The sequence below is a fragment of the Salegentibacter tibetensis genome (assembly GCF_020164485.1).
Taxonomy (GTDB): Bacteria; Bacteroidota; Bacteroidia; order Flavobacteriales; family Flavobacteriaceae; genus Salegentibacter; species Salegentibacter tibetensis.
In genome coordinates this window covers 1-22,881 of the sequence record NZ_JAIQZA010000046.1, presented here as the reverse complement: position 1 = coordinate 22,881, position 22,881 = coordinate 1, and the positions used below count along the sequence as shown (strand labels likewise).

Annotated in this window: 11 protein-coding genes, 1 rRNA gene and 1 pseudogene; 8 read left to right on the top strand and 5 right to left on the bottom strand. The window is 37.1% G+C overall.

All coding sequences use genetic code 11. The features are described 5' to 3' along the window. Window positions 1-175: 175 nt before the first annotated feature. Entirely contained in the window at window positions 176-2,662 is a 2,487-nt protein-coding gene (locus tag LB467_RS17155; protein WP_224475277.1) for a zinc-dependent metalloprotease, read from the bottom strand. Window positions 2,663-2,841: 179 nt separating this feature from the next. After that, window positions 2,842-4,533: a lysine--tRNA ligase gene (gene lysS / locus LB467_RS17150; protein ID WP_224475276.1), complete on the bottom strand. Its 1,692-nt coding sequence runs from the start codon at window positions 4,531-4,533 to the stop codon at window positions 2,842-2,844. 406 nt (window positions 4,534-4,939) lie between these two features. Between lysS and LB467_RS17145 the strand changes: the two genes are divergently transcribed. Continuing rightward, window positions 4,940-5,104, top strand: coding sequence for a YqaE/Pmp3 family membrane protein (locus LB467_RS17145; protein ID WP_224475275.1), 165 nt, complete (start codon window positions 4,940-4,942; stop codon window positions 5,102-5,104). Then, window positions 5,101-5,796, top strand: a complete 696-nt coding sequence (gene lipB / locus LB467_RS17140) for a lipoyl(octanoyl) transferase LipB (protein WP_224475274.1) — start codon at window positions 5,101-5,103, stop codon at window positions 5,794-5,796. Before LB467_RS17145 ends, lipB begins: the two co-directional genes overlap by 4 nt. A 297-nt stretch (window positions 5,797-6,093) precedes the next feature. On the opposite strand, the gene LB467_RS17135 is transcribed toward lipB, so the two are convergent. Beyond that, the gene (locus tag LB467_RS17135; protein ID WP_224475273.1) at window positions 6,094-8,544 is read right to left on the bottom strand and encodes a hypothetical protein; all 2,451 of its coding nucleotides are present in this window, start codon (window positions 8,542-8,544) and stop codon (window positions 6,094-6,096) included. Window positions 8,545-8,575: 31 nt separating this feature from the next. After that, window positions 8,576-9,172, bottom strand: a complete 597-nt coding sequence (locus LB467_RS17130; RefSeq protein WP_224475272.1) for a ribonuclease HII — start codon at window positions 9,170-9,172, stop codon at window positions 8,576-8,578. A gap of 365 nt (window positions 9,173-9,537) precedes the next feature. Between LB467_RS17130 and LB467_RS17125 the strand changes: the two genes are divergently transcribed. Beyond that, window positions 9,538-12,669: a SusC/RagA family TonB-linked outer membrane protein gene (locus LB467_RS17125; protein WP_224475271.1), complete on the top strand. Its 3,132-nt coding sequence runs from the start codon at window positions 9,538-9,540 to the stop codon at window positions 12,667-12,669. A 29-nt stretch (window positions 12,670-12,698) separates the two neighbouring features. Beyond that, window positions 12,699-14,339 carry a RagB/SusD family nutrient uptake outer membrane protein gene (locus LB467_RS17120; RefSeq protein ID WP_224475270.1) on the top strand — a complete coding sequence of 547 codons (1,641 nt, stop codon included), beginning with the start codon at window positions 12,699-12,701 and terminating at the stop codon, window positions 14,337-14,339. A gap of 289 nt (window positions 14,340-14,628) precedes the next feature. Here the strand turns inward: LB467_RS17120 and LB467_RS17115 are convergent. Beyond that, a pseudogene (locus LB467_RS17115) lies at window positions 14,629-14,709 on the bottom strand (ribonuclease HII); the annotation flags it as partial. Between the two features lie 386 nt (window positions 14,710-15,095). Between LB467_RS17115 and LB467_RS17110 the strand changes: the two are divergent. The 4 genes from LB467_RS17110 to LB467_RS17095 form a co-directional block, all read left to right on the top strand. Continuing rightward, window positions 15,096-18,320, top strand: a complete 3,225-nt coding sequence (locus tag LB467_RS17110) for a SusC/RagA family TonB-linked outer membrane protein (protein ID WP_224475269.1) — start codon at window positions 15,096-15,098, stop codon at window positions 18,318-18,320. An 18-nt stretch (window positions 18,321-18,338) separates the two neighbouring features. Continuing rightward, entirely contained in the window at window positions 18,339-19,883 is a 1,545-nt protein-coding gene (locus LB467_RS17105; RefSeq protein WP_224475268.1) for a RagB/SusD family nutrient uptake outer membrane protein, read from the top strand. 215 nt (window positions 19,884-20,098) lie between these two features. Beyond that, window positions 20,099-22,015: a putative porin gene (locus LB467_RS17100; protein WP_224475267.1), complete on the top strand. Its 1,917-nt coding sequence runs from the start codon at window positions 20,099-20,101 to the stop codon at window positions 22,013-22,015. 769 nt (window positions 22,016-22,784) lie between these two features. Then, a 16S ribosomal RNA gene (locus LB467_RS17095) occupies window positions 22,785-22,881 on the top strand; the annotation flags it as partial.

Below are 22,881 nucleotides of genomic sequence, written 5' to 3'. Positions count from 1 at the left end.
CAATAACATATATAAGTCGCGGTTAATCAGCATTTAAAATACGAAAAAAGGAGTAAAAACACTACGGCTTCTACTCCTTTTTACTCACTTTAATTCAATTTCTTCAGGGACTTTTTCAGTGCCCTCTGTAGGGACGGTGGTTTTCCAAACTAACAAATAAAAAAAATGTTGGAGTTTAATTGATAGGGTTTAATATTAAATCTATTCTTTCTAAAGCATCCTGAAGGTGGTACCTTGTTAAACGGTCTCCACGGTTAGCTGCTCTCCTAATTTGGTTTTGAAGCGTTTTAAGCTCCCCTCTCACCACAGGACGAATATCACTTTGAGCAACATCTATATTGCTTCGGCTAATCCAGCTTCTGTAACGAGATGGAATTTCGCTCTGCTCTTCAGTCATTAGATGTTCCATTCGGCTTATATAAGCACGCTGAAGATTTCTTCGGTAACGATCTATGTTTTGTCCTGAAGAAAGTTCACTCCAAATTCCGGTTCTAACATCAGTCATCATATCGATTAAGCCGTAAGCTTCGTCCCCGTTTATTTGTTCGTTTTCCATTAAACGCGCCATTCTTCCAAAATCTAAAAGATTATTAAGAGTACGCTCCTGCATATTTCTAATGCGTTCTACCTGCCCGTCAAACTGAATCTTATTGAAAATCTCCTGATCTATCATCCATTCCGGAGTTTCAAAAAGTTGTTCGTGCAAGAAGTTCATCGCTTTCTTTTGATGTTCAGCGTCTACGTGAGAGTATACAGCACCTTCCTGGTCGTACGTTTTGTAATATTCGTACACCCCGCCTATATTTGCGGTCACGTGACCCATATAGCGGTTAAACTGACCTAAAACCTGTCCGTACATATCGTCCAGATCTTCGTAGTTTTTACCATCTTCGGCAGTCCATTGGATAAGTTTTGGCATAATGCGCTTCAGGTTTTTAATTCCATATTCACTGGCCAAAACTGCATCGTCACCAAGATCTTCAGTTTGTGAACTTGGATCTATAACTCCGCCACTTTGCTGGCTTCCGAAGCGATATAAAGGATCACCTGCTTTTGCAAGGATCCATTCGTCAAGAGTTTCCTTTTCCTCTTTAGCAGTTTTATCTAAAATTGGGCGGTAACCCCACTCGATAGCGTATTTATCATAAGGTCCTATATCTGGCATTAAAGCCACATCACCATCTTCCGGCTGTGCAACATAATTAAAACGCGCATAATCCATTATTGAAGGTGCGGTACCGTATTCAGCAGTAAATTCAGGATCACGAAGATCTTCAACTGCATAAGCAACACTACTTCCCATATTATGAGGAAGCCCTAAAGTATGGCCAACCTCGTGAGAAGAAACAAAACGAATTAAACGGCCCATAACTTCATCTTCAAACTCAACGCCACGGGCGTCTTCGTTGATCGCTGCAGTTTGTACAAAGAACCAGTTTCTAAGCAAGGTCATTACATTATGGTACCAGTTAATATCTGATTCCAGGATCTCTCCCGAACGTGGATCACTAACGTGAGGTCCATTTGCGTTTGGAATAGGAGAAGCCAGGTAACGAACTACCGAATAGCGAGCATCTTCCGGGCTCCAATCTGGATCTTCTTCTTTAGTTGGCGGATCTTTGGCAATAATCGCATTTTTAAATCCTGCGGCTTCAAAAGCAACCTGCCAGTCTTCTATACCTTGCTTGATATAAGGGATCCATTTTTTAGGAGTGGCGCGGTCTACGTAATAAACAATTTGTTCCTTAGGCTCTACCAGCTCTCCATTTTTAAATTTTTCTATATCTTCATCTTTAACTTCAAGTCTCCAACGGTCAAGGTATTTTACTTCCTTACTTTTTTGAGCTTCAAGTCCGTAATCTGTTTGTCCGCGGGCAAACCAACCTACACGCTGATCAAAATAACGACGTTTCATTGGTTCTTTTGGAAGCAGGATCATAGAGTTACTGAACTCTAAAGAAATAGACCCTGTACTTGCATTAGAAGGCGGTTCGCCTGCATTATAGGTTTTTACGTGTCTAACTTCAATATTTTCAGGATAACTACGAATAGTGTCTATATAAGAACGGCTATCGTCTAATCGAGAAACTTTGTACTGTTTTCGTGTGCCATCTCTTAATCCAAGTGCCTGAACATCTTTGGTATAAAGATCTGTTACTTCAATAACAGTAGTTTTGTTCACAGTATCTTTTCCTACAGTTTTTATAGGGAAACGTTGTAAAACAGGTTCAAAATTAGAATTTACTACTGCTTCGTGCACAGGAAGGGAATCTGCAGCGTATATTTCATGAGAAACTACTCTTAAAAGTACGTGACCGTTTTTCTTTTGCCAGCGGTGAACCTGGGTATTTTGTTTTCCCCCGCCAAAACCAATTCCTGTTGCGGTTTTAGCAATTCTTGTTACCGTAAGCATTTCACGGTTAAAAAGGCTATCTGGGATTTCATAAAAATATTTATCGTCTACCCGGTGTACGGTAAATAAACCTGCATCGCTTTTAGCATCTTTAGTAATTACTTTGGCGTAGGGCTCAAGGTCTCCATCCTTTTTGGCTTCTTTTTTGGAGGCATCATCCGATGATTTATCGGGCTGAAAAACTGCACAACTGGAAACCGAAACCGATAAGGCTACTAAAAAGAGCTTATGCGTAAATCGTTTGGTCATAAATTTAAATTTTGTTTTGTGTGATTATTTGAAGTGATAAATTTTCATTAGCATAAGCTAAAAAACGACCACCTTTTGGTGATCTTTTGACTGATTTATCTTGAAAAGGTTTAAAATCAAAATTAAAAAAGCCTTGATTTAACATTCGTTCATAATAAAAAGAAGTAAATAATGGGTCTTTAGCTTGCCTTAATCTTCATAGTTTCATCATCTTTAAAAACGTCTATCATCTTATGTTTTCTAAGAGATTTAAGGGTTTTATCCCATTTTTTATTGCTTAAACCGGACTTTTCTTTTATAGTTTCCAGCTCCTGAATTACATCGTCTTTTAATAATTGAAAAACCGCTTTTTCATCTTCGCTTAAATCAACAGCTTTTTTCTCAGGTTTCATTTGCGGGAAAAACAGAACTTCCTGGATTGACTGATTATTGGTTAAGAACATAATTAAACGGTCCATCCCGATTCCTAATCCTGATGTAGGAGGCATTCCATATTCCAGGGCCCTTAAGAAATCCTGATCTATAAATTCGGTTGCTTCGTCGTCTCCTTTTTTCGCAAGTTTAAGCTGCTCTTCAAAACGCTCACGCTGATCTATAGGGTCGTTTAATTCTGAATATGCATTTGCGATTTCCTTGCCGCAAACCATTAATTCAAAACGCTCGGTTAATTCCGGATTTTCGCGGTGTTCTTTACAAAGCGGACTCATTTCCTTCGGATAATCGGTAATAAAAGTGGGCTGGATGTACTTTCCTTCACATTTTTCTCCAAAGATCTCATCGATGAGTTTTCCTTTCCCCATCGTTTCATCTACTTCAATTCCCATATCTTCAGCCGCTTTTCTAATTTCAGCTTCAGATTTTCCGGTAATGTCAAATCCGGTGAATTCTTTAATAGAATCGGTCATCGTAACGCGTTTGTAAGGCGCTTTAAAATCGATTTTATTTTCGCCGAAAACTGCTTCCGTAGTATTGTTTACTGCAATGGCACAATGTTCCAGCAAGGTTTCGGTAAACTCCATCATCCAGTTGTAGTCTTTGTAGGCTACATAAATCTCCATTGCGGTGAATTCCGGGTTATGTGTCCTATCCATTCCTTCATTTCTGAAGTTTTTCGAGAATTCATACACCCCATCGAATCCCCCTACGATCAATCTTTTTAAATATAATTCATTGGCAATTCTCAGATAAAGTGGAATATCCAAAGCATTATGATGGGTAACAAAAGGCCTTGCCGCAGCACCACCGGGAATGGATTGTAAGATTGGCGTTTCCACCTCAAAATATTCCCTATCATTAAAGAAATTCCGCATTGCGTTAAAAAGCTTGGTACGCTTTACAAAGATCTCTTTCACCTTTGGGTTTACGGCCAAATCGGCATAACGCTGGCGGTAACGGTGTTCGGGATCGGTAAAACCATCGTAAGTATTTCCGTCTTTATCGGTTTTTGGAAGTGGCAGAGGGCGAATAGATTTACTAAGTAAAGTAAAATCTTTCACCATCACCGTCATTTCACCAACCTGGGTTTTAAAAAGTTCGCCTTCGATTCCTATAAAATCACCAATATCCAGCAATTTTTTATATACATCATTGTACTTGCTTTTATCTTCCCCGAGACAAATCTCGTCCCGGTTAAAATAAACCTGGATTTTCCCTTTAGAATCCTGTATTTCTGCAAAAGAGGCTTTTCCCTGGATACGGCGGGACATTAACCTACCGGCCAGCACCACTTTTTTTCCTTCTTCAAAATTTTCCTTAATTCCCTTGCTGGTGTCCTTAACCGGGAACAAATCTGCCGGATAGGGGTTAATACCTGCTTTTCTCAATGCAGAAAGCTTCTCTCTTCTTACTTTTTCCTGTTCAGATAATTGCATACTTCTAATTTGATGTATTAATCCCTCAGTGAGGGTTTATTTTACCGAGGCCTGTCTCGAAATACAAATACTTTTCGATTCATAAGGCTGTCTGAAAAGTCTAATTTCGTCAAGCTGAACCTGCCCGTCCGTTCAGGCGGGCTTGTTTCAGCTTCTAACATGTTTTGACTATCAATATCTTAGATTCTGAAATAAATTCAGAATGACGATTTAGAAATTTTTTAAACCGTCCCTTTTGCTTACGCAAAACGAGTGCAAATATAGTGACTATGTGGCTACCAACCAATGCGATATAAACCTGAATTTTTGATAATTTTTAGAGAAGAAAAAGGAGGAGTTTTTGAAATAAGCTTTCTGTATTTATAATCTTATCTTTGCAACATATTTAGTAAAAGCTTTAGTTAATATGAGTGTTTGGCGTGTAATTCTTTCTGTTTTATTTCCACCCCTCGCGGTTTACGATCGGGGTTGTGGATCGATTTTAATTGTGTTGATCCTTACTATTTTGGGTTGGATCCCGGGAGTGATCGCAGCACTTATTATTCTTAATAATCCCAGAAAAGACGTATGAACAAGCAGGTAAACTTACAGAATTTAGGGTATAAGGATTACAAAGAAACCTGGGATTATCAGGAAAGTCTTTTTAAAGAAATTCTTGATCTTAAAATTAAGAATAGAAGACAAAATTTAAATGAATTAACGCCCAATTACCTTTTAATGGTAGAGCATCCCCATGTTTATACTTTGGGGAAAAGCGGCGATATAAAGAACCTACTAATTTCTGAAGCGGAACTCGAAAAAAGACAGGCCAAATATTACAAAATTAACCGTGGCGGCGATATAACCTATCACGGGCCGGGACAATTGGTAGGTTACCCAATACTGGATTTGGATAATTTTTTTACTGATATTCATAAATACCTCCGTTTTCTTGAAGAATGTATTATCCTCACTTTAACCGATTATGGCTTAAAAGCCGAACGCAGCCCGGGCGAAACCGGAGTTTGGCTGGACGTGGGAACACCTTTTGCCAGAAAGATTTGTGCAATGGGCGTTAGGGCCAGTCGCTGGGTTACCATGCACGGTTTTGCCTTAAATGTAAATGCCGATTTAGGCTATTTTGATCATATTATTCCCTGTGGAATTGAAGGTAAAGCGGTTACTTCTTTAAATGTAGAACTCGGGAAAAAAGAAATTCCTTTAGCTGAAGTTCAGGAGAAAGTGCTGAAGCATTTTGCAGAGTTGTTTGAAGCTGAATTTTAATTAGAGTTTATTATTCATCAACTTTTTTTAATTATTTGTGGTGTTCATTTTTTCCATTGATGAAAAAACGAACCAAAAAATCTAGGCTTACGAAACTTTATCTAAATTTCTCGTTCTACACCTAAATTTTAGGAACTCGCCTCAATAGTATGACTGGAAGAAAAATTCGTTTAGCTCAGACAGCCTAAAATTTTACGGTGTATTCACTTTAAATTTTACGATAAATTTTCGATAGGCCGCTAAAAATAGAGAAGGCTTTTAAACCAAAAACAAGGCTACCTAGGAGATTTTTTATCACTAGAGTTTATACATCAAAACTTCTTTCTCACCACCTTTTACTACAAATTCCGGGCGGTTGTCTATATCGGCATTGTTTAAATTAATTCCTGAAGTGCCATAAACCGGAAACCCTGGGAGGAGTTCTGCATTGCTGTCAAATACATATACTTTTTGGGTTTGTAAATCGGTTAGGCTGATGTAATACTTGTCGTTTACATAGTGGATTTCGGGTTGAGTGTAAAGTCCGTAATCCAGGCTTAGTTCATTATTTCTAATCTTTAAAATATTTTCTGAGAGACTCACCAGTAAATTAGGTCTTGCTTTAATTCTATGATTTTCGCTAAAATTGGTGCTTTCAGTAGTTGCCCGACCGGTTTGTGTGATTTTTATAAGATTTCCTTCAGCATTTGTCGAAACAAAATCATTTTCAAATTCGTACCATTCATTTTCTGAAAAATCTATGCTTTCTTTTACGCTTACACGATGCTCTCCCTGCCGACTCAAAATATTAAGTTTGCCCGATTCTTCAGGAAAAACGATATAGTCCTTGTTTTGAATTCTTAAATGTCTTGGTGCTTTTAAAATTGGAGAATTGGTTTTTCTAAAATCGAAACCTCTTACACTTTTTCCGTTTTTATCATACATAAACACTTCATCGTTTTGCGTAATCAAAAAGCGGTATTTCCGGTTATTGTCATAATCGAATAAAGACAGGGGCTGTGTAATTTCATCTTTAAATTTTAGCGGAAAGGGTTTTACAGTGTTTCCGTTTCGGTCTAAAACTTCTATTGAATATGGAGTGGCAAAGGCGAGTTGAAATCTCCCGTTTTTAAATAAGTCTACCTGATGTATTTCTCCCAGAATTGGTCCGCTTAATTTTTTCTTCCAGAAAATCGTGCCTTTATTTGAAATTAAATAAAGGGTGTTATTGATATCCTGAACTGCGATATCCATTTGGTTATTCAGATGGTTTTTCACCAAAACCGGTTCGTTAAGTAATTCTGCTTCGAGGTTAACAGAAAGGATTTCTTCGGTTTTGGTATTTTGTGTCTGGCTGGTTTGCGATTGAAAGGCGCCGTGAATATGTGCGAAATCTCCTTCTTCCACCAATTGAATAACTGCGATCTTATGGTCACCGAATGCTAAATTTTGCATTTCGGTACTAAACCCGTCTTCAACTCCCGCAGCAAGGCTGGGTTTTAATTTTTCGGGAATTCCTACCAATAAAATGGAAGATTCGGCAGCCAGGTTTTGTTCCGTGTCTTTATAATAAGATTGATGGATTAAAGTATTTTGGTTAACATAATCTGCAATAAGATCACGTAGCTCTTTAAGGCTAGCTCCAAAAATGATGAATTCATCTAAAACAGCAGTGAATTCAAGGTTTTTCGGATTAAAAACCGGACTAAAAAGTGTTTCAAAAGTTTCAGATTTCGAAACTTTATATATTCGATAATCCCGATAATTTTCTTCTAATTCTGCATAATTCGAAATCAAATCGCTTGCATCGGTGCTTATCAATGTTTTTAACCCGAAAAGGGTATTTTCTTCCATATAAATAATCCCGGCTTCCTGGGTATTTAAAATAATTTCCTCTCCGGGACTTTGAACTGAATCTCCTCTGAATTCTTTCAAATTCCGAAGAAATTTTTTTGAATCTCTGTAACCTATGGAGACGAAACCTACAGCATTTTTTGGGGTGAAGGCTGCGAATTCCTGAGAAATCGTCCCTGAATTGTTAAATATATTGTGAAGATTAGCCGTGGTTTGCGCAATACTAAGTCCGTTAAATAAAATGTCATTCTCAGAAAAGTCAAGATCTACCGCGCTCCAGCCGGCATAATTTTCTAAGTTTTTGAGATCTAAATTTGGAAATAATTTTTGCTGGGAATCCTTTAAATTATGGTGGTTAAAGATAATTGAAGTTTTGTTAGGCTCTATAGCCCCATAGACTCTTTTGAAACCCTGGTTGGTAAGTATTTTTTCTCCGTTTAATACCTGTCTCAGTTTTTCTTCGGAATTAGAAGCTATATAAGGTGCATCTTCAGTTGAAACAAAGAAGGCATTATCTTCCAAAACCATTTTTTGGTAATTATGGCCTTCAGCTTTAATACTTTCTACCGATTTATTTTTAATGGAATCCAGTTGAAATTTTGGCCTGTCCTTAAATATTAAGGTATAAACCAATTTATCGTTATCGGAGACTGAAATACTAATAAGAGCCTCTGTAAGACTATCGGCGTGGTTCAAAAAGCCTAATTCCCTTTTAAAATGGTTTTTAGCACTTAATTTATTTTCTTTAAAAAAGCTAAAGTTTTCTAAATCCTGCTGGAGACTTTTAAGATTGGGAGTTTGCAGGACTACCGCCGCATCTTCCGGAATGAATTTCAGACTATTAGTAGATTTTTCCCGGTTTTGGCAGGAAACAAGAAGCAGGACAATTAAAATTTTGAAGAGATTTTTCTTCATAAACTTTATAAGTTTTCAGCAAATATAGGGGTTATATGGGGAGTTTTAGTTGTTCCGGGAGGAGTTTAAAGCTTTTTCTATGGTATGGAGTACTGCCAAACTCCATAATCGCATGGCGGTGCTCTTTAGTAGGGTAGCCCTTATTTTGTTTCCAGTTATAAATTGGGAATTCCTGATGAATTTTTTCCATAAATTCATCACGTGCAGTTTTGGCTAAAATAGAAGCCGCAGCAATGCTCAAAAATTTCCCGTCACCTTTTATAATACAATCGTGAACAATATTGCGATAAGGTTTAAATTTATTTCCATCTACTATAATATGTTCGGGTTCACAGCCTAATTGTTCAATAGCCCGGTGCATAGCTAAAATAGAGGCGTTTAGTATATTTATTTCATCAATTTCTTCCATATATACATGAGCGACACCGTAAGAAATGGCTTCCCGAATTATAATTTCTTTAAGTTTTTTGCGATCGCTTAGCTTAGTTTGTTTAGAATCGTTTAAGAAATTGTTTTTAAAATTTTTCGGTAAAATTACTGCTGCTGCAGTTACTGGGCCGGCAAGGCAACCGCGACCGGCTTCGTCGGTTCCGGCAACAGGACAGGTTAGGTTGAACATTTTTAACATATAGCAAAAGTTGTAAGAATCCCGGTTTTGGCAGGAAAAAGAAGTAGGACAATTAAAATTTTGAAGAGGGTTTTCTTCATAAACTTTATAAGTTTTCAGCAAATATAGGGGTTATAAGGGAAGTTTCAACTGGGCCGAAGAATTCTATTTTTATCATTTTAATAATGTAAAATTGAATACCCGAGAAATTTTTGATAGAACTCTATATAAATATAATAGCCTTATTTCTGTGGGAAAAAATTCTTAAAATTTATAAACCATGAAACTGTTACCCGACAAAAGGGCCAAATAAAAGGTTGAAATAACTTTTGTAATTAAGATATTATTAAGAGTTTTGGCCCAGGCTAATTCAAAATAACAAAATAATGAAAAAAAGATTACATGGAATTTTGACACTATTTTTAGTGTTCGTGGTGCAATTAACCTTTGCACAGGAAAAAACCGTTACCGGAACAGTCGTTTCCGCAGAAGACGGTATGCCCTTACCCGGGGTGAATGTGATTGAGAAAGGTACAAGCAATGGAGTGCAGACCAATTTTGATGGTAATTATTCTATCAATGTCAGTGAGGGTGCTCAGTTGGTTTTTTCCTATTTAGGGTTTAAACCAAGAACTGTTCGGGTAGGAGCAGGGGATGATATTGATGTATCCTTGGAAATAGATGCACAGGCACTTGATGATGTTATTGTTGTCGCTTATGGTAAGTCTAGTTTAGAATCATTTACTGGGTCAGCATCTGTTATTGGAGAAGAAGAACTGTCCAATAGAAATGTAACATCCCCTATTGCTGCTATAGAAGGGAAAGCTACAGGAGTTCAATTTACTTCAGCTTCAGGACAACCAGGATCTTCCCCTGGAATCGTGATTCGTGGTGTAGGGACTTTAAGTGGTGGTGCAGAACCTCTTTATGTCGTAGATGGTATACCATATGAAGGCGCGTTAAATACAATTAACCAGGAAGACATCGCATCTTTTACAATTTTAAAAGATGCCGCTTCAACATCTTTATATGGGTCCAGAGCGGCGAACGGAGTTGTTTTAATAACCACAAAAAGTGGATCAAAAGGAGTTATTAAAACCACTTTTTCCACTCAATTTGGTATTGTGTCACAAGGTATTCCTAACTATAATGAAGTAAGTCCAGGACAATATTACGAGACCATGTGGGAAGCATTGAAAAACTCTAGTTCCGGCGAAGGGGATCCTGCATATGCTTCAGCCAATATTTATAACCAGTTAGGTTATAATCCATTCAACGTTGCAAATGATCAAATTGTGGGAACTGATGGACGGTTGAATCCTAATGCAGATGTTATCTATAAAAGCCTGGATTGGTACGATGTTCTACAACAAACTGGAGTTAGACAAAACTATAATGTCAACGTATCTGGTGGAGGAGAAAATAGCAAAGTGTTCTTTTCAACTTCCTATTTAGAAGAAGAAGGTTATGTGATTACCTCAAATTTTGATCGTTTAACCACACGTTTAAATGGAGATTTTGATGTTAATGATTGGATAACAGTCGGAGGAAGTGCTAACATAACAATTTCAGAATCTAAAGGTCCCGCTTCTGCCGGTACTGGTAGCATCGTTAATCCATTTGGTTTTGCTAAAAATATAGGTTCGGTTTACCCTGTATACGTCAATGATTTAGAAGGCAATATAGTACTAGATGCTGGAGGGAATCCTGTATTTGATTCTGGAGAAGGATTTCCAGAATATAATATTGGATCGAGACCAGTAAGTCAGGGACGTCATGCTCTTCAGGAATTGCTATTAAATGACGAACTTAATCGAAATAATACCTATGGATTTAGATACTATGCCGACTTCCAAATATTAGATGGTCTTAATTTTAGAGCAAATTATGGTAGAGATATTAACGAAGGTATAAATAAAAGTTACGAGAATAACATTATAGGTGATGCGCAACCTACTGGTAGGTATGGTGAAACAAGGTTTAGAAGAGAGGTGAAAAACTTCAACCAAATCTTAACCTATTCTAAAACCTTAAATGATTTCCATAATATAGATATTACAGCTGGTCATGAAAGTTTTGATAGAACATTCTCATCAAATTTTGGAACAGCAATTGATCAAACGGCTGAAGGAATCTTTGAATTTGCCAATTTTGCTACACCTGTAACTTTAGGTGGGTCTACTACAAACAAAACAATTGAATCATACTTTGCAAGAGCAAATTATAACTTCGACGATAAATATTACTTAAGCGCTTCTGCCAGAAGAGACGGGTCGTCTGTTTTTGGTACCGATTCCAGATGGGGTAACTTTTATTCTGTGGGTGCTTCCTGGAGAATGGATCAGGAAGAATTTATTCAGGATTTATCATTTATCAATAAATTGAAATTAAGAGGATCTTTTGGGCAAGTAGGAAATGATGATTTAGGTGATTTTTTCTTATCTCAACCAAGATATAGCTTAACTTCCAATGCTGGTAACCCTGCAATAATTTGGACTGATATAGGTAATTCTGATTTACAATGGGAAACTGTAGATAGTTGGGATATAGCACTGGAGTTTGGTTTATTTAATAACTTTGTAGATGGAACTATAGAATATTACAAAAGAAATTCTACAGATCTTTTGTATAATTTACCAATAGCACTTAGTAATGGATTAAATTCATATCCAGCAAACATTGCAGATATGTATAATTCTGGTTGGGAGCTTGGATTGAATTTTGATCTTCTAAACACCAATGACTTTAGTTGGGATTTATCATTACAGGCCTCAACATTTAAAAACGAAATCACTAGTATTCCAGATCCTTTTATAAACGGCTCTAAGAGATGGGATGTAGGAAGATCAAGGTATGACTATTTTATACTACATACCGCTGGGGTCGATCCTGAAACTGGTGATCAATTATTTTTAAAATTTGAAATAGATGATGACGGTAATAGTGTTCCTGTATTAGATGCTAATGGTTTGCAAGAGACAACTGATGATTGGCAAGACACTGAAAGAGCATATACTGGAGACAGCTCAATCCCAGATTTATTAGGATCTGTGGCAAATAGCTTTAGTTACAAAGGATTTAATTTAGATGTATTGATTACATACGGTATAGGTGGTAAATTTTTAGATAACGGATATTCTGCAATGATGCATAGTGGTAACTTTGGAAGCTCTTACCATCCCGATATATTAAATGCATGGCGTCAACCTGGTGATATCACTAACGTTCCAAGATTAGAGAGTGGTAACCCAAATTTAGTTCGAACTCAGTCAACTAGATTCTTAACAGATGCTTCTTTTTGGTCTCTTAGAAATGTTAACTTAGGTTACACTTTTGATAAGTCATTAACAAGCAATTACGGGATAGATAATCTTACACTTTCAGTAATCGGAGAAAACTTATACCTTAAGAGTGAAAGAGAAGGATTAGATCCTCAATATAATTTATCTGGGACTCCAGGTGGTAACGATTATAACCCTGCAAGACTTCTATCTTTAGGGTTGAACATCGCTTTTTAAAAACAATAAACTATTTAAAACATATTATTATGTTAAGAAAAATAAACTTAATGCTATTATCTATAGCATTCCTCACCCTAACGTCCTGTGAAGAAGAATTTCTTGAAACGACCCCTACAGACGCTATATCAGAAACTGATGCCTTTGCAACCGCAGAGAACATGGCGTTGATACTAAATGGCATGCATAGATTTTTGTATGCACAAGCTCAAATTATTCCAGGCGGAACCTCTTTTAGATCAGGAAACCACTACTGGACTCCACTTGGCGACAATTTACCTGGTGGGGTAATACATAGTGCCAGAGCCAATAATTTAGGATGGCAAAATGAGACACAATGGATTTCTCATACACAAGAGACATCAACAACATCAGAACAATTATGGTATCAACGCTATCACATTATAGCCAGTGCAAATGCTATAATCGAAAAAGCAACTGATGGTAGCTTAGTTGAAGATGCCAGATTAAGGGAAATAATTGGACAAGCTTATGCATATAGAGCATGGGCCTACCACTCTTTAGTTTCTCATTATGCAAAAGGTTATTTAATAGGAAATCCATCGACTGATCCAGGAGTGCCGTTGTTATTCAAATCTGAATCTCCTTTCACTAGTGCGCCAAGATCAACAGTTGAGGAGGTTTACAATCAAATTCAAGACGATATTGATACTGCTATAACCTATTTTGAGGATGCTACACCAAGACCAACCGGTAGTGCAGCTGGTAAATCTCAATTAAATATTGATGTTGCTTATGGTATAAAAGCTCGTATCGCATTAAATAAAGGAGATTGGCGAACCGCTGCAGATGCTGCTAAATTGGCAAGAGCAGATTATCCGCTTATGAGTGAAAGCGATTATAAGTCTGGATTCAATTCCAATCTTCTTCCTGAAGTTATTTGGGGTAGTAACGTTATAACTACAGAAACTACATTTTTCCGTTCTTACTTTTATTTAATGAGTAATACATTCAATGGAAGTCAAAATAGAAATAATCCTAAAATCGCAGATAGAAGATTAGTTGATGCAATACCGGATACGGATTACAGAAAGGATGTTTTCTTACCAGATGCTCCAAATACGAATAGCTCAGCTGCAAATGGAGAAGGCGGTTTTGAAAATGACCCTAACTATACTGATCGAGATGTTTGGGATGCTAAGATAAGTGAGATAAAGGACACATATGGAATAACAAGTAGACATAATTTACATCCTTATATGCATGTAAAATTTTTACAACAAAATCCAGGATCTATTGATCCCGATGATATAATCTATATGCGTACTTCAGAAATGTATTTGATAGAAGCTGAAGCTGAAGCAATGTTAGGTAATATTGATGCTGCACAGGATGCTTTAAGGCCATTAGGCGAAACGCGTGACAGTGCTTATGATGTATCTGTTTATGATACAAAACAGGCATTAATGGAACATATTAAGTTTCAACGCGGTTTAGAGTTGTGGGGAGAAGGTTTTTTATACACAGATAAAATACGATGGGATGAAGGAATTGACCATGCTGCAGATGGCGGTTCTGGAGCTTCAGCCATACTCTACCAGGATGGATTTTTCCAGGAAAAACCCTCAACCAATGATAATTGGATCTTTAAAATTCCTCAAAGGGAAATTGATGCGAATCCAAATATTGGACCTGGCGATCAAAATTAACTAATACCTAAATTAATTCTAAAGGCTGTCTGAAAAGGCAGCCTTTTTTTTTGAGCCCTGAGACATCTCTTAACATATTAAAGATTAAAGGCTGTAAGTTCCTCCTTGGGTAGAGGCAAAACAATTAGTAAGCTACAAGGTTGACAACTGAGGAGTTGAGGTAAGAAAGCGGTGCTACTAACCCTGCTACTGACGGACAGGAGATGGATGTGTGGTTTTTGGATTGGAGTTCAAGCACATTAAAATAGCAGGGCCGGCGGTGCTCTTTAGCAGGGTAGCCCTTATTTTATTTCCTGTTATACATTGGGAATTCCTGTTGAATTTTTTCCATAAATTCATCCCGGGCAGTTTTGGCTAAAATAGAAGCTGCTGTCGTTGCGGTGCTGGCTATCTGGCAAGGGGGGTGAACATTTTTAACATCCTGCGAAAGTTAGATTCCCGGTTTTAAACAAAACTATTACTCCTTTTTCTTCGTATATATTATATAATGTCCCTTATTTGAGTTTCGCGAAACGTGAGTCAAATGCTGTTATTATCTTTTTGTTATTAAAATCTTTATAAAATTTTAAATTGAGTTAAACTATCAATTTATTAATTTTTGCAATATTCGTAAAAAAAATAGTCTTCAAAGGCTGCTTATTTTGTATCTTCTAAAGATGTATTAATAATGGAAATAATAATTCAATTAAAAAATCATTTGGTTTATTAAGAATTTATTATGATTTTTGGCGTAGGCTAATTCAAATTTAAATAATAATGAAAAACAAATTACATGGGATTCTTACGCTACTATTAGCGTTCGTAGTGCAATTTACTTTTGCACAGGAAAAAGTGGTGACCGGTACGGTCATCGATGAAGATGGTTTGCCCTTACCAGGAGTGAACGTAATTGAGAAAGGTACCACTAATGGTGCTCAAACAAATTTTGATGGGGAGTATAGTCTTTCAGTAGACATAGGAGACGTTATTGTTTTTAGTTATGTTGGTTTTAGTAATCAAGAGGTGACTGTGGGAGCAGCTGACGTTTATGATGTTACTCTTGGTACTGACGCTGCTGCTTTAGATGAAGTAGTAGTAGTAGGATACGGTACCGCCACAAGACAATCTTTTGCTGGTACGGCAACTACTATTGATACTGAGAATTTAGAAACAAAAAACTTTTCTAACGTTTCTCAGGCATTAGCAGGTGAGGTTGCGGGTGTTAACGTAATCAATACTTCTGGACAGCCAGGTACGGCTTCTACAATTAGAATTAGAGGGTTTGGTTCTGTAAATGGTAATCGTGATCCTTTATACGTTGTAGATGGTGTGCCTTTTACAGGAAGTATTAACTCTATTAACCCGGCAGATATTAAAAGTACTACTGTTCTTAAAGATGCAACTGCAACTGCAATTTACGGTTCTCGGGGTGCAAATGGTGTTATTTTGCTTACTACAAAAACCGGAACATCTGGTGAGAACTATGTTGAAGTAGATGTTAGAACTGGTGTAAACGATCAGGTAATCCCAAGATATGATGTGATTCGTTCACCAGAAACTTATATTGGGCTTGTTTGGGAAGGTATTTTTAACCGTGGTAGAATTACAGGTGAAGATAACCCTGTTGAATATGCTAACGAAAGATTGTTTTCACCCAACTATGTTCCATCTGGATATAACCTTTGGAATGTAGATTCAGCATCAGCATTAATTAATCCTGATACCCGTATGGTAAGAGATGGGGTTACCAGGAGATATACTCCTGAAAGTTATGAGGATGCTGCCTTTAAGGCGGCGATTAGAACTGAGGCAAACGTTCGCTTTGGTGGTGGTGATGAAAAGACTACTTACTTTGCTTCTGTAGGTTATTTAAATGACAATGGTTATGCTATTAATACAGGTTATGATAGATATACTACCCGTTTAAATCTTAAGTCTGAGGTTAAAGAATGGTTAGATGTTTCAGCTAATATTGGTTATGCTTATTCTGAAAGATTAGCTAACGGTCAGACAGTTGGATCTGAAAACGTTTTTGAATTTGCGGATAAAACAGCTCCTATTTTTGGAGTTTTCTTAAGAGATGATGAGGGGCAATTGGTTCCAGATCCTATTTTTGGAGGTAACCAGTTAGATTATGGTAGTTTCTCAGGTTTTAGAACAAGACCGCAATCTGATGGTTTGAACCCGGTTGGATCTGCTCTTTACGACTATAATAATACAGACAGACACGAACTTAACGGAAGCTTTGCTTTAGATTTTACAATTACTGAAAACCTTACGTTTGAAACCAAATTTGGTGCCCAGTATGCGATGAATAGATTTACTAGCGCAAGAAATCCATTCTATGGAGGTGCGCAGGGTGACGGAGGTACTTTGTTTAAAGCTGATACCGAAACCTTAACCACTAACTTTTTACAGTTATTGCGTTATGAAAATCAATTTGGTGACCATAGTTTAGATGCGCTTGTAGCACACGAATCAAATAATTTTGATTTATCTTACAATACTGCATTTAAAACAAAAGCTGTAGCCTCAGATATTTATGAGCTAAACAACTATGTTGTGGCAGCAAGTCCTGCAACCGGTTTCAACGAAGGAAGGGCTATTGAGTCTTACTTCGGCCAGGTTAACTATAACTATATAGATACTTACTTCCTTACAGGATCGGTGCGTCGTGATGGATCTTCTAGATTTGTAAATGAAAAATGGGGTACTTTTGGATCTGTTGGTGCTGCCTGGGTAGCGTCTAACGAAGATTTTATTAGTAGTGATATATTCTCATTCCTAAAATTTAAAGCTTCTTATGGTATTACCGGTGATGAAGCTGGGGTAGGATATTATTCTGGATATGATACTTTTAGTATTAATAACCTTAATGATGAAATATCACTTTCAATGTTAGGAAATGGAAATCCAGATCTTACCTGGGAAACTTCAACAATGTACCAGGTTGGTACAGAATTTGGTTTCGGAAGATGGTTAGATGGTTCGATAGATTATTATATCAAAAACACAGAAGATCAAATTTTTTCACGTAGAGTAGGTCCTTCTCAGGGTATTGCTATTATTACGGTTAACGATGGGGATTTGAGAAATGCAGGTTTAGAATTTAATCTAACAGGGCATTTATTTCAAACTGAAGATTTTAACCTTGACCTAAGTGTTAACGGTGAGATCCTGGAGAACGAGATAACAAGAATGCCGTTAGATCCTTCTACAGGCGAAGAAAGAATATTAGATACTTCAAATTCTCCTTTTGCTTATTCTGAAGGAAGATCTATTTTTGATATCTATACCAGGGAATATGCGGGTGTGAATCCTGAAACTGGAGCTCCACAATGGTATGAGTATTTTAATGATGCCAATGGAAACGGAGTCTTTGATGAAGGTGAAGAGGCTATTCAAAACATGGCACTTTTTATGCACAATAACCCAGATGCTAGTGTTGAAAGACAGATTACAGAAACTTATGCTAATGCTACCGAGAAATATATCGATAAATCAGCAATTCCTGATGTAAGGGGTGGTATGAGATTAAGTGGTAACTATAAGAATTTCAATTTTGGTGCGCAACTTGTATATAGTTTCGGAGGTTATGGTATAGATTTTCAGTATGCTGAATTGATGAGTGACCGTTTTGGTGCAGTTGGTAACAACTACCACAGAGACATCTTGAACAGATGGCAAAATCCTGGTGACCAGACAAGTGTTCCGGCCTTAACAGATAATGCTTTTGTTAACGGTACTTCATTGTCTGATCGTTTTGTAACAAGCACAGATTACTTTGCATTAAACAATGTGAGAGTTGGATATACTATTCCTGAGGAAATGTTTGGCGATAGTGGAATTAACTACGTAAATTTATATCTTTCTGGTGATAACCTATACGTAAACACGGCTAGACAAGGTTTCCTTCCTAACACCGCTGAAAATGGTAACTCTGGACGTCGTTTATACGCTCCTCTTACAACCGTTACTGCTGGTGTAAGGGTTAAATTTTAAAAATAAAAAGAATACGATATGAAAAATTTATTAAAATTAACGTTGCTGTCATCCGCACTACTTATCGTGGTTGGGTGTAGCGAAGACTACCTGGAAAAGGAGCCTTCTGAATTTTTAACCCAGGCGCAGGTTTCAAAAGCTGCTGAAAATAACCCAGATGTACTTGCCGGAACCTTAGCAGGTATATACTCGCTGCAGTTCGAATCCGGATCTGGAGGTACTGGAAGTCATACTGATTTTGGTCAAAAAGGCTATGATATTTATGGAGATATGCTTTCTGGTGATATGGCACTTTCTGTAAGTTCTTTTGGTTGGTATAGAGCAGATATTACTGAATTTCAGGCGCCTCTTGACTTTCTTAGAAATTCAAACTACCAGCCATGGAGATACTATTACCGTATCATCCGTTCTGCCAATCTTGTAATAGATGCACTTGGTGGTAACGATGCGGTACCGGAAGTAGAAGAGAATAAGTATATTCTTGGTCAAACCAAGGCTATGAGAGCACATTCCTATTTTTATCTTACGCAATATTATCAAAAGGAATACGATCCTAACGAGGAGATACTTCCAATATATGTAGCTCCTGAAGATGAGAATGGTCCAAAAGTACCGGCTTCTCAGATTTATGATTTAATTGAGAAAGATCTAAATGATGCAATTACTTTGCTGGATGGATTTGGTAGAGCTGCTAAAAACGAAATTAACGTACCTGTGGCTAAAGGTATTTTAGCCTATGTTTTAGCTTCAAAGGATACTCCTGAGGCCTGGGGACAGGTTAAAACTTTAACCGACGAGGTTATCGCTGAAGGTTATCCTATAATGACCGAATCTGAAGTGGCTCCTATAGATGCTGCAGAAGTGAATCTAACTAGAAACGATGGAACCATTTCTGGTGGTGGATTTAATGATTTAAATACTCCAGGCTGGATGTGGGGTGTAGACCTTACTTCAGATTCTGGTGTTGGCCTTGTTTCCTGGTGGGGACAAATGGACTTCTTCTCTTTTAGCTATGCCGGGTATGGTGATTATAAAGCCATGGATTCAGATCTTTATGATCAAATGTCCGATGATGATGTTAGAAAACGTCAGTTTTTTAGTGATCCTGAAGGAGCTAACTACTTACAGCCCTGGGGTAAGTTTTACGACCCTCGTCGAGTGCCTAGAGGCGCATCACGGGTTGTTACAAATGATCTTGTGTATATGAGAATAGCTGAAATGTATTTATTAAATGCTGAAGCAGCCGCTAATCTTGGTATGGATGCGGACGCCAGAATGTCTTTAGCAGCCCTTTTGGACTTGAGAGTAGATGATACATCTTATCTTGATGGTCTTTCCGGGGAGGCTCTTATAGATGAAATTTACCTTCAAACCCGACTTGAGTTATGGGGTGAAGGAAAATCTTACCTTGCTCTTAAGAGAAATAAGAAGACTGTTGTTAGAGGGCCAAACCACTTATCTTTCGTTGGGGAGCCAATTCCTTATAATGATGAGCGTTTGACTTTTGAAATTCCAGAAGCGGAAATTCTTTATAATCCTGCAATTAGTACTCAGAATGATTAAGATTGCATAGTTTAAATTATTTGAAAAGCCTCCGGTATTCCGGGGGCTTTTTTTATGTTTTTTTCTAGAACAAATGAACCTTTTATCTCATCCAAATATATACGAACTTCAGTAAAAGGATGCTGATAATTCTACATTAACCGGGTGGTATTTTAAATCTTACTTATTGAGTAAATGTTTTTCAAATAATATAACTTTGTTGCAAATCTTACTTAATGAAGAAGATATTATTCATTTTGCTTCTAATACCTTTTTGTACCCTGGCTCAAACCAGATTGGGCGGTGCTGGCGGGAATCAAGATGCCGCTGAAAATGCTACCCAGGAAGACACCATAAAACCTCCAATCTCTGCTTATAAGATAATTACCATAGAGAATGACACTACCTATTTAGATACGACGCTTACAATAGAAAAAGATTACAAATTCAATTATCGCCGGAAAGATAATTTTGAGTTATTACCATTTTCAAATACTGGGCAAACCTATAATAAACTTGGGATGGATTTCGATGCTGAAAAGTTATATCCGGAGTTTGGCGCCCAGGCCAGGCATTATAATTATTTTGAAATTGAAGACATTAATTATTATCACATTCCTACACCTATTACTGAAGCTTATTTTAAGACCGTTCCCGAGCAGGGTCAGCAATTAGATGTTTTGTTTAGTATCAATACTTCAGAACGTTTAAATTTTTCAGCAGCCTACAAAGGTGTACGGGCCTTAGGTAGGTATCAAAATGAACTTACAAGTACCGGAGTTTTTAGATTTGGTCTCACATATAAGACTTTGGATAGAAAATACCATATGCGAACTCATTTTGTTTCCCATAATTTATTTAATCAGGAAAACGGTGGGTTGTCAGATTTAGCAAATCGGCAATATATTGCTAAGGAAGAAGAATTTGAAGACCGCTCCCTATTAGAAATGAATTTTGAAAATGCTGAAAGTACTTTATATGGAAAGCGTTTTTATTTGGATCATTATTATCATCTTGCTACCCCAGATTCACTTTCTTCCAATACTCTAAAAGTTGGTCATATATTTAATCACGAATACAAGAAATTCGATTTTCTACAAGCCCAGGCAAGAAATGGGATCTTTGGTCCTTCATTTCAACAAAACAATTTAAGGGACAGGGTGCGGTTAACCGAATTCTATAATGAAGCTTATGTGCAATGGTCTAATAAGACCCTGGGTGAGGTGAAGGCCAAAGCAGCTGTTAAGAATTTTGAATACGGTTATAAAACCTTTTATATTCGTGAGACCGATACTATTAATAATAAACTCAACGGCTCAAATTATTCGGTGGGCGGGGAGTATAGAAAAAGTATAGGTGGGTTTGATGTAGAAGCCGATGCGATGCTTAACCTGGCCGGCGATTTTACCGGCAGTTATTTTTCCGCACATGCAGGTTATAGCCTTGATGAAGAAAACAGGTTGGAATTTGGAGTGAACCAGAATAGTCATATGCCCAATTATAACTTCCTGCTCTACCAGAGTAATTATATAAATTATAACTGGCAGAACGATTTTGATAATGTAAATACACAAAGTATCTACGGAACTTTGCGATCTGAAAAGTTGCTGGATATTGAAGGAAGGTTAACACAGATTCAGAATTACACCTATTTTGCCCGAGGCGAGGATTCTCTGGTAAAACCATTTCAGGCGGGAGACCAGGTACGTTATTTAAAGCTAAAGGCAAGTAAGGATTTTGATTTTGGTCTTTTTGCTATAGATAATACTTTAATGTATCAAAATGTCCTGGACGGTGCTTCCGTATTAAATCTTCCCGAATTTGTTACCCGAAATTCTATTTATTATAAAGATGAATGGTTTAGTAAGGCACTTTACCTTCAAACGGGATTTACCTTTAAATACTTTACCAATTATAATATGAACGCCTACGATCCTGTTTTAGCAGAGTTCTATGTGCAGAATTCAGCCGAATTCGGGAATTATCCGGTGGTAGATTTCTTTTTTAACGGAAAAGTAGATCAAACGCGAATCTTCGTAAAGTTGGAACACATCAATTCTTTGATTGATGGGAATAATAATTTCGTGGCTCCCGGTTATCCTTATACCGACTTTTTAGTGCGATTTGGTGTGGTTTGGAACTTTTTTCTCTAATTTTTCTTCGGAAGTTATTTGTATTTCGGCTCTTTTTAACCTTTTGAATGCCGAATTATTTCTCTTATGTCTTCACTTTGCCTGAAAACGGAAAGAGATTTAATGATTTGATAAGAAATCCTGAAAAAGAATTAAAACTAAATTAATGCTTGTGCATCTAAAAAACAGCAGTATATTTGCAGCCGCTTACAAGGGCAACGAGGGTTGCGGAGTAAAGCGGGAAGTTCATTGTATACTGGGAAATGCGAATTTTTAAGCCTTGAAAAAGCTTTAAAAAATAAAAGCAAAAAAATATTATTTTTTTGCTTGCAGATTCAAAAGAGGTTGTATATTTGCAGCCGCAAAAACAGCTAAGGTTTTATTTAAAAAGCGACGTTGTTTTTAAAGTTCTTTTGAGGAGTTGCTTTTAAAATAAAGTCAAAAATTTTTCTAAAAAATATTTGGTGTATAAAGAAAAAGTAGTGTATATTTGCAGCCGCTTACAACGGAAACGAGTTCCCAAAAATACTGAAAAGAAATCCCGGGTGGGTAAATAAAGAGTTAAGGTTCGAGTCCTTTAGTTTCTACAAGAAATGTCCTTCCGGAGACGGAGATTTCCTCACCTTTTTTTAAGGGGAGGTGCCGAAGGCGGAGGGGTTATGTTCATTGATTTATTGAATTGACAGCGCGTAAAATTGCAATTGCAATTTTTACAAATAATTTAGAATTAAGACTAGAGAAGTCATCTTTGAGTACAGATAATTGATTGTTGTAATTATATTAAGAAACAACGATGAAGAGTTTGATCCTGGCTCAGGATGAACGCTAGCGGCAGGCCTAACACATGCAAGTCGAGGGGTAACAGGGAAGAGCTTGCTCTTTCGCTG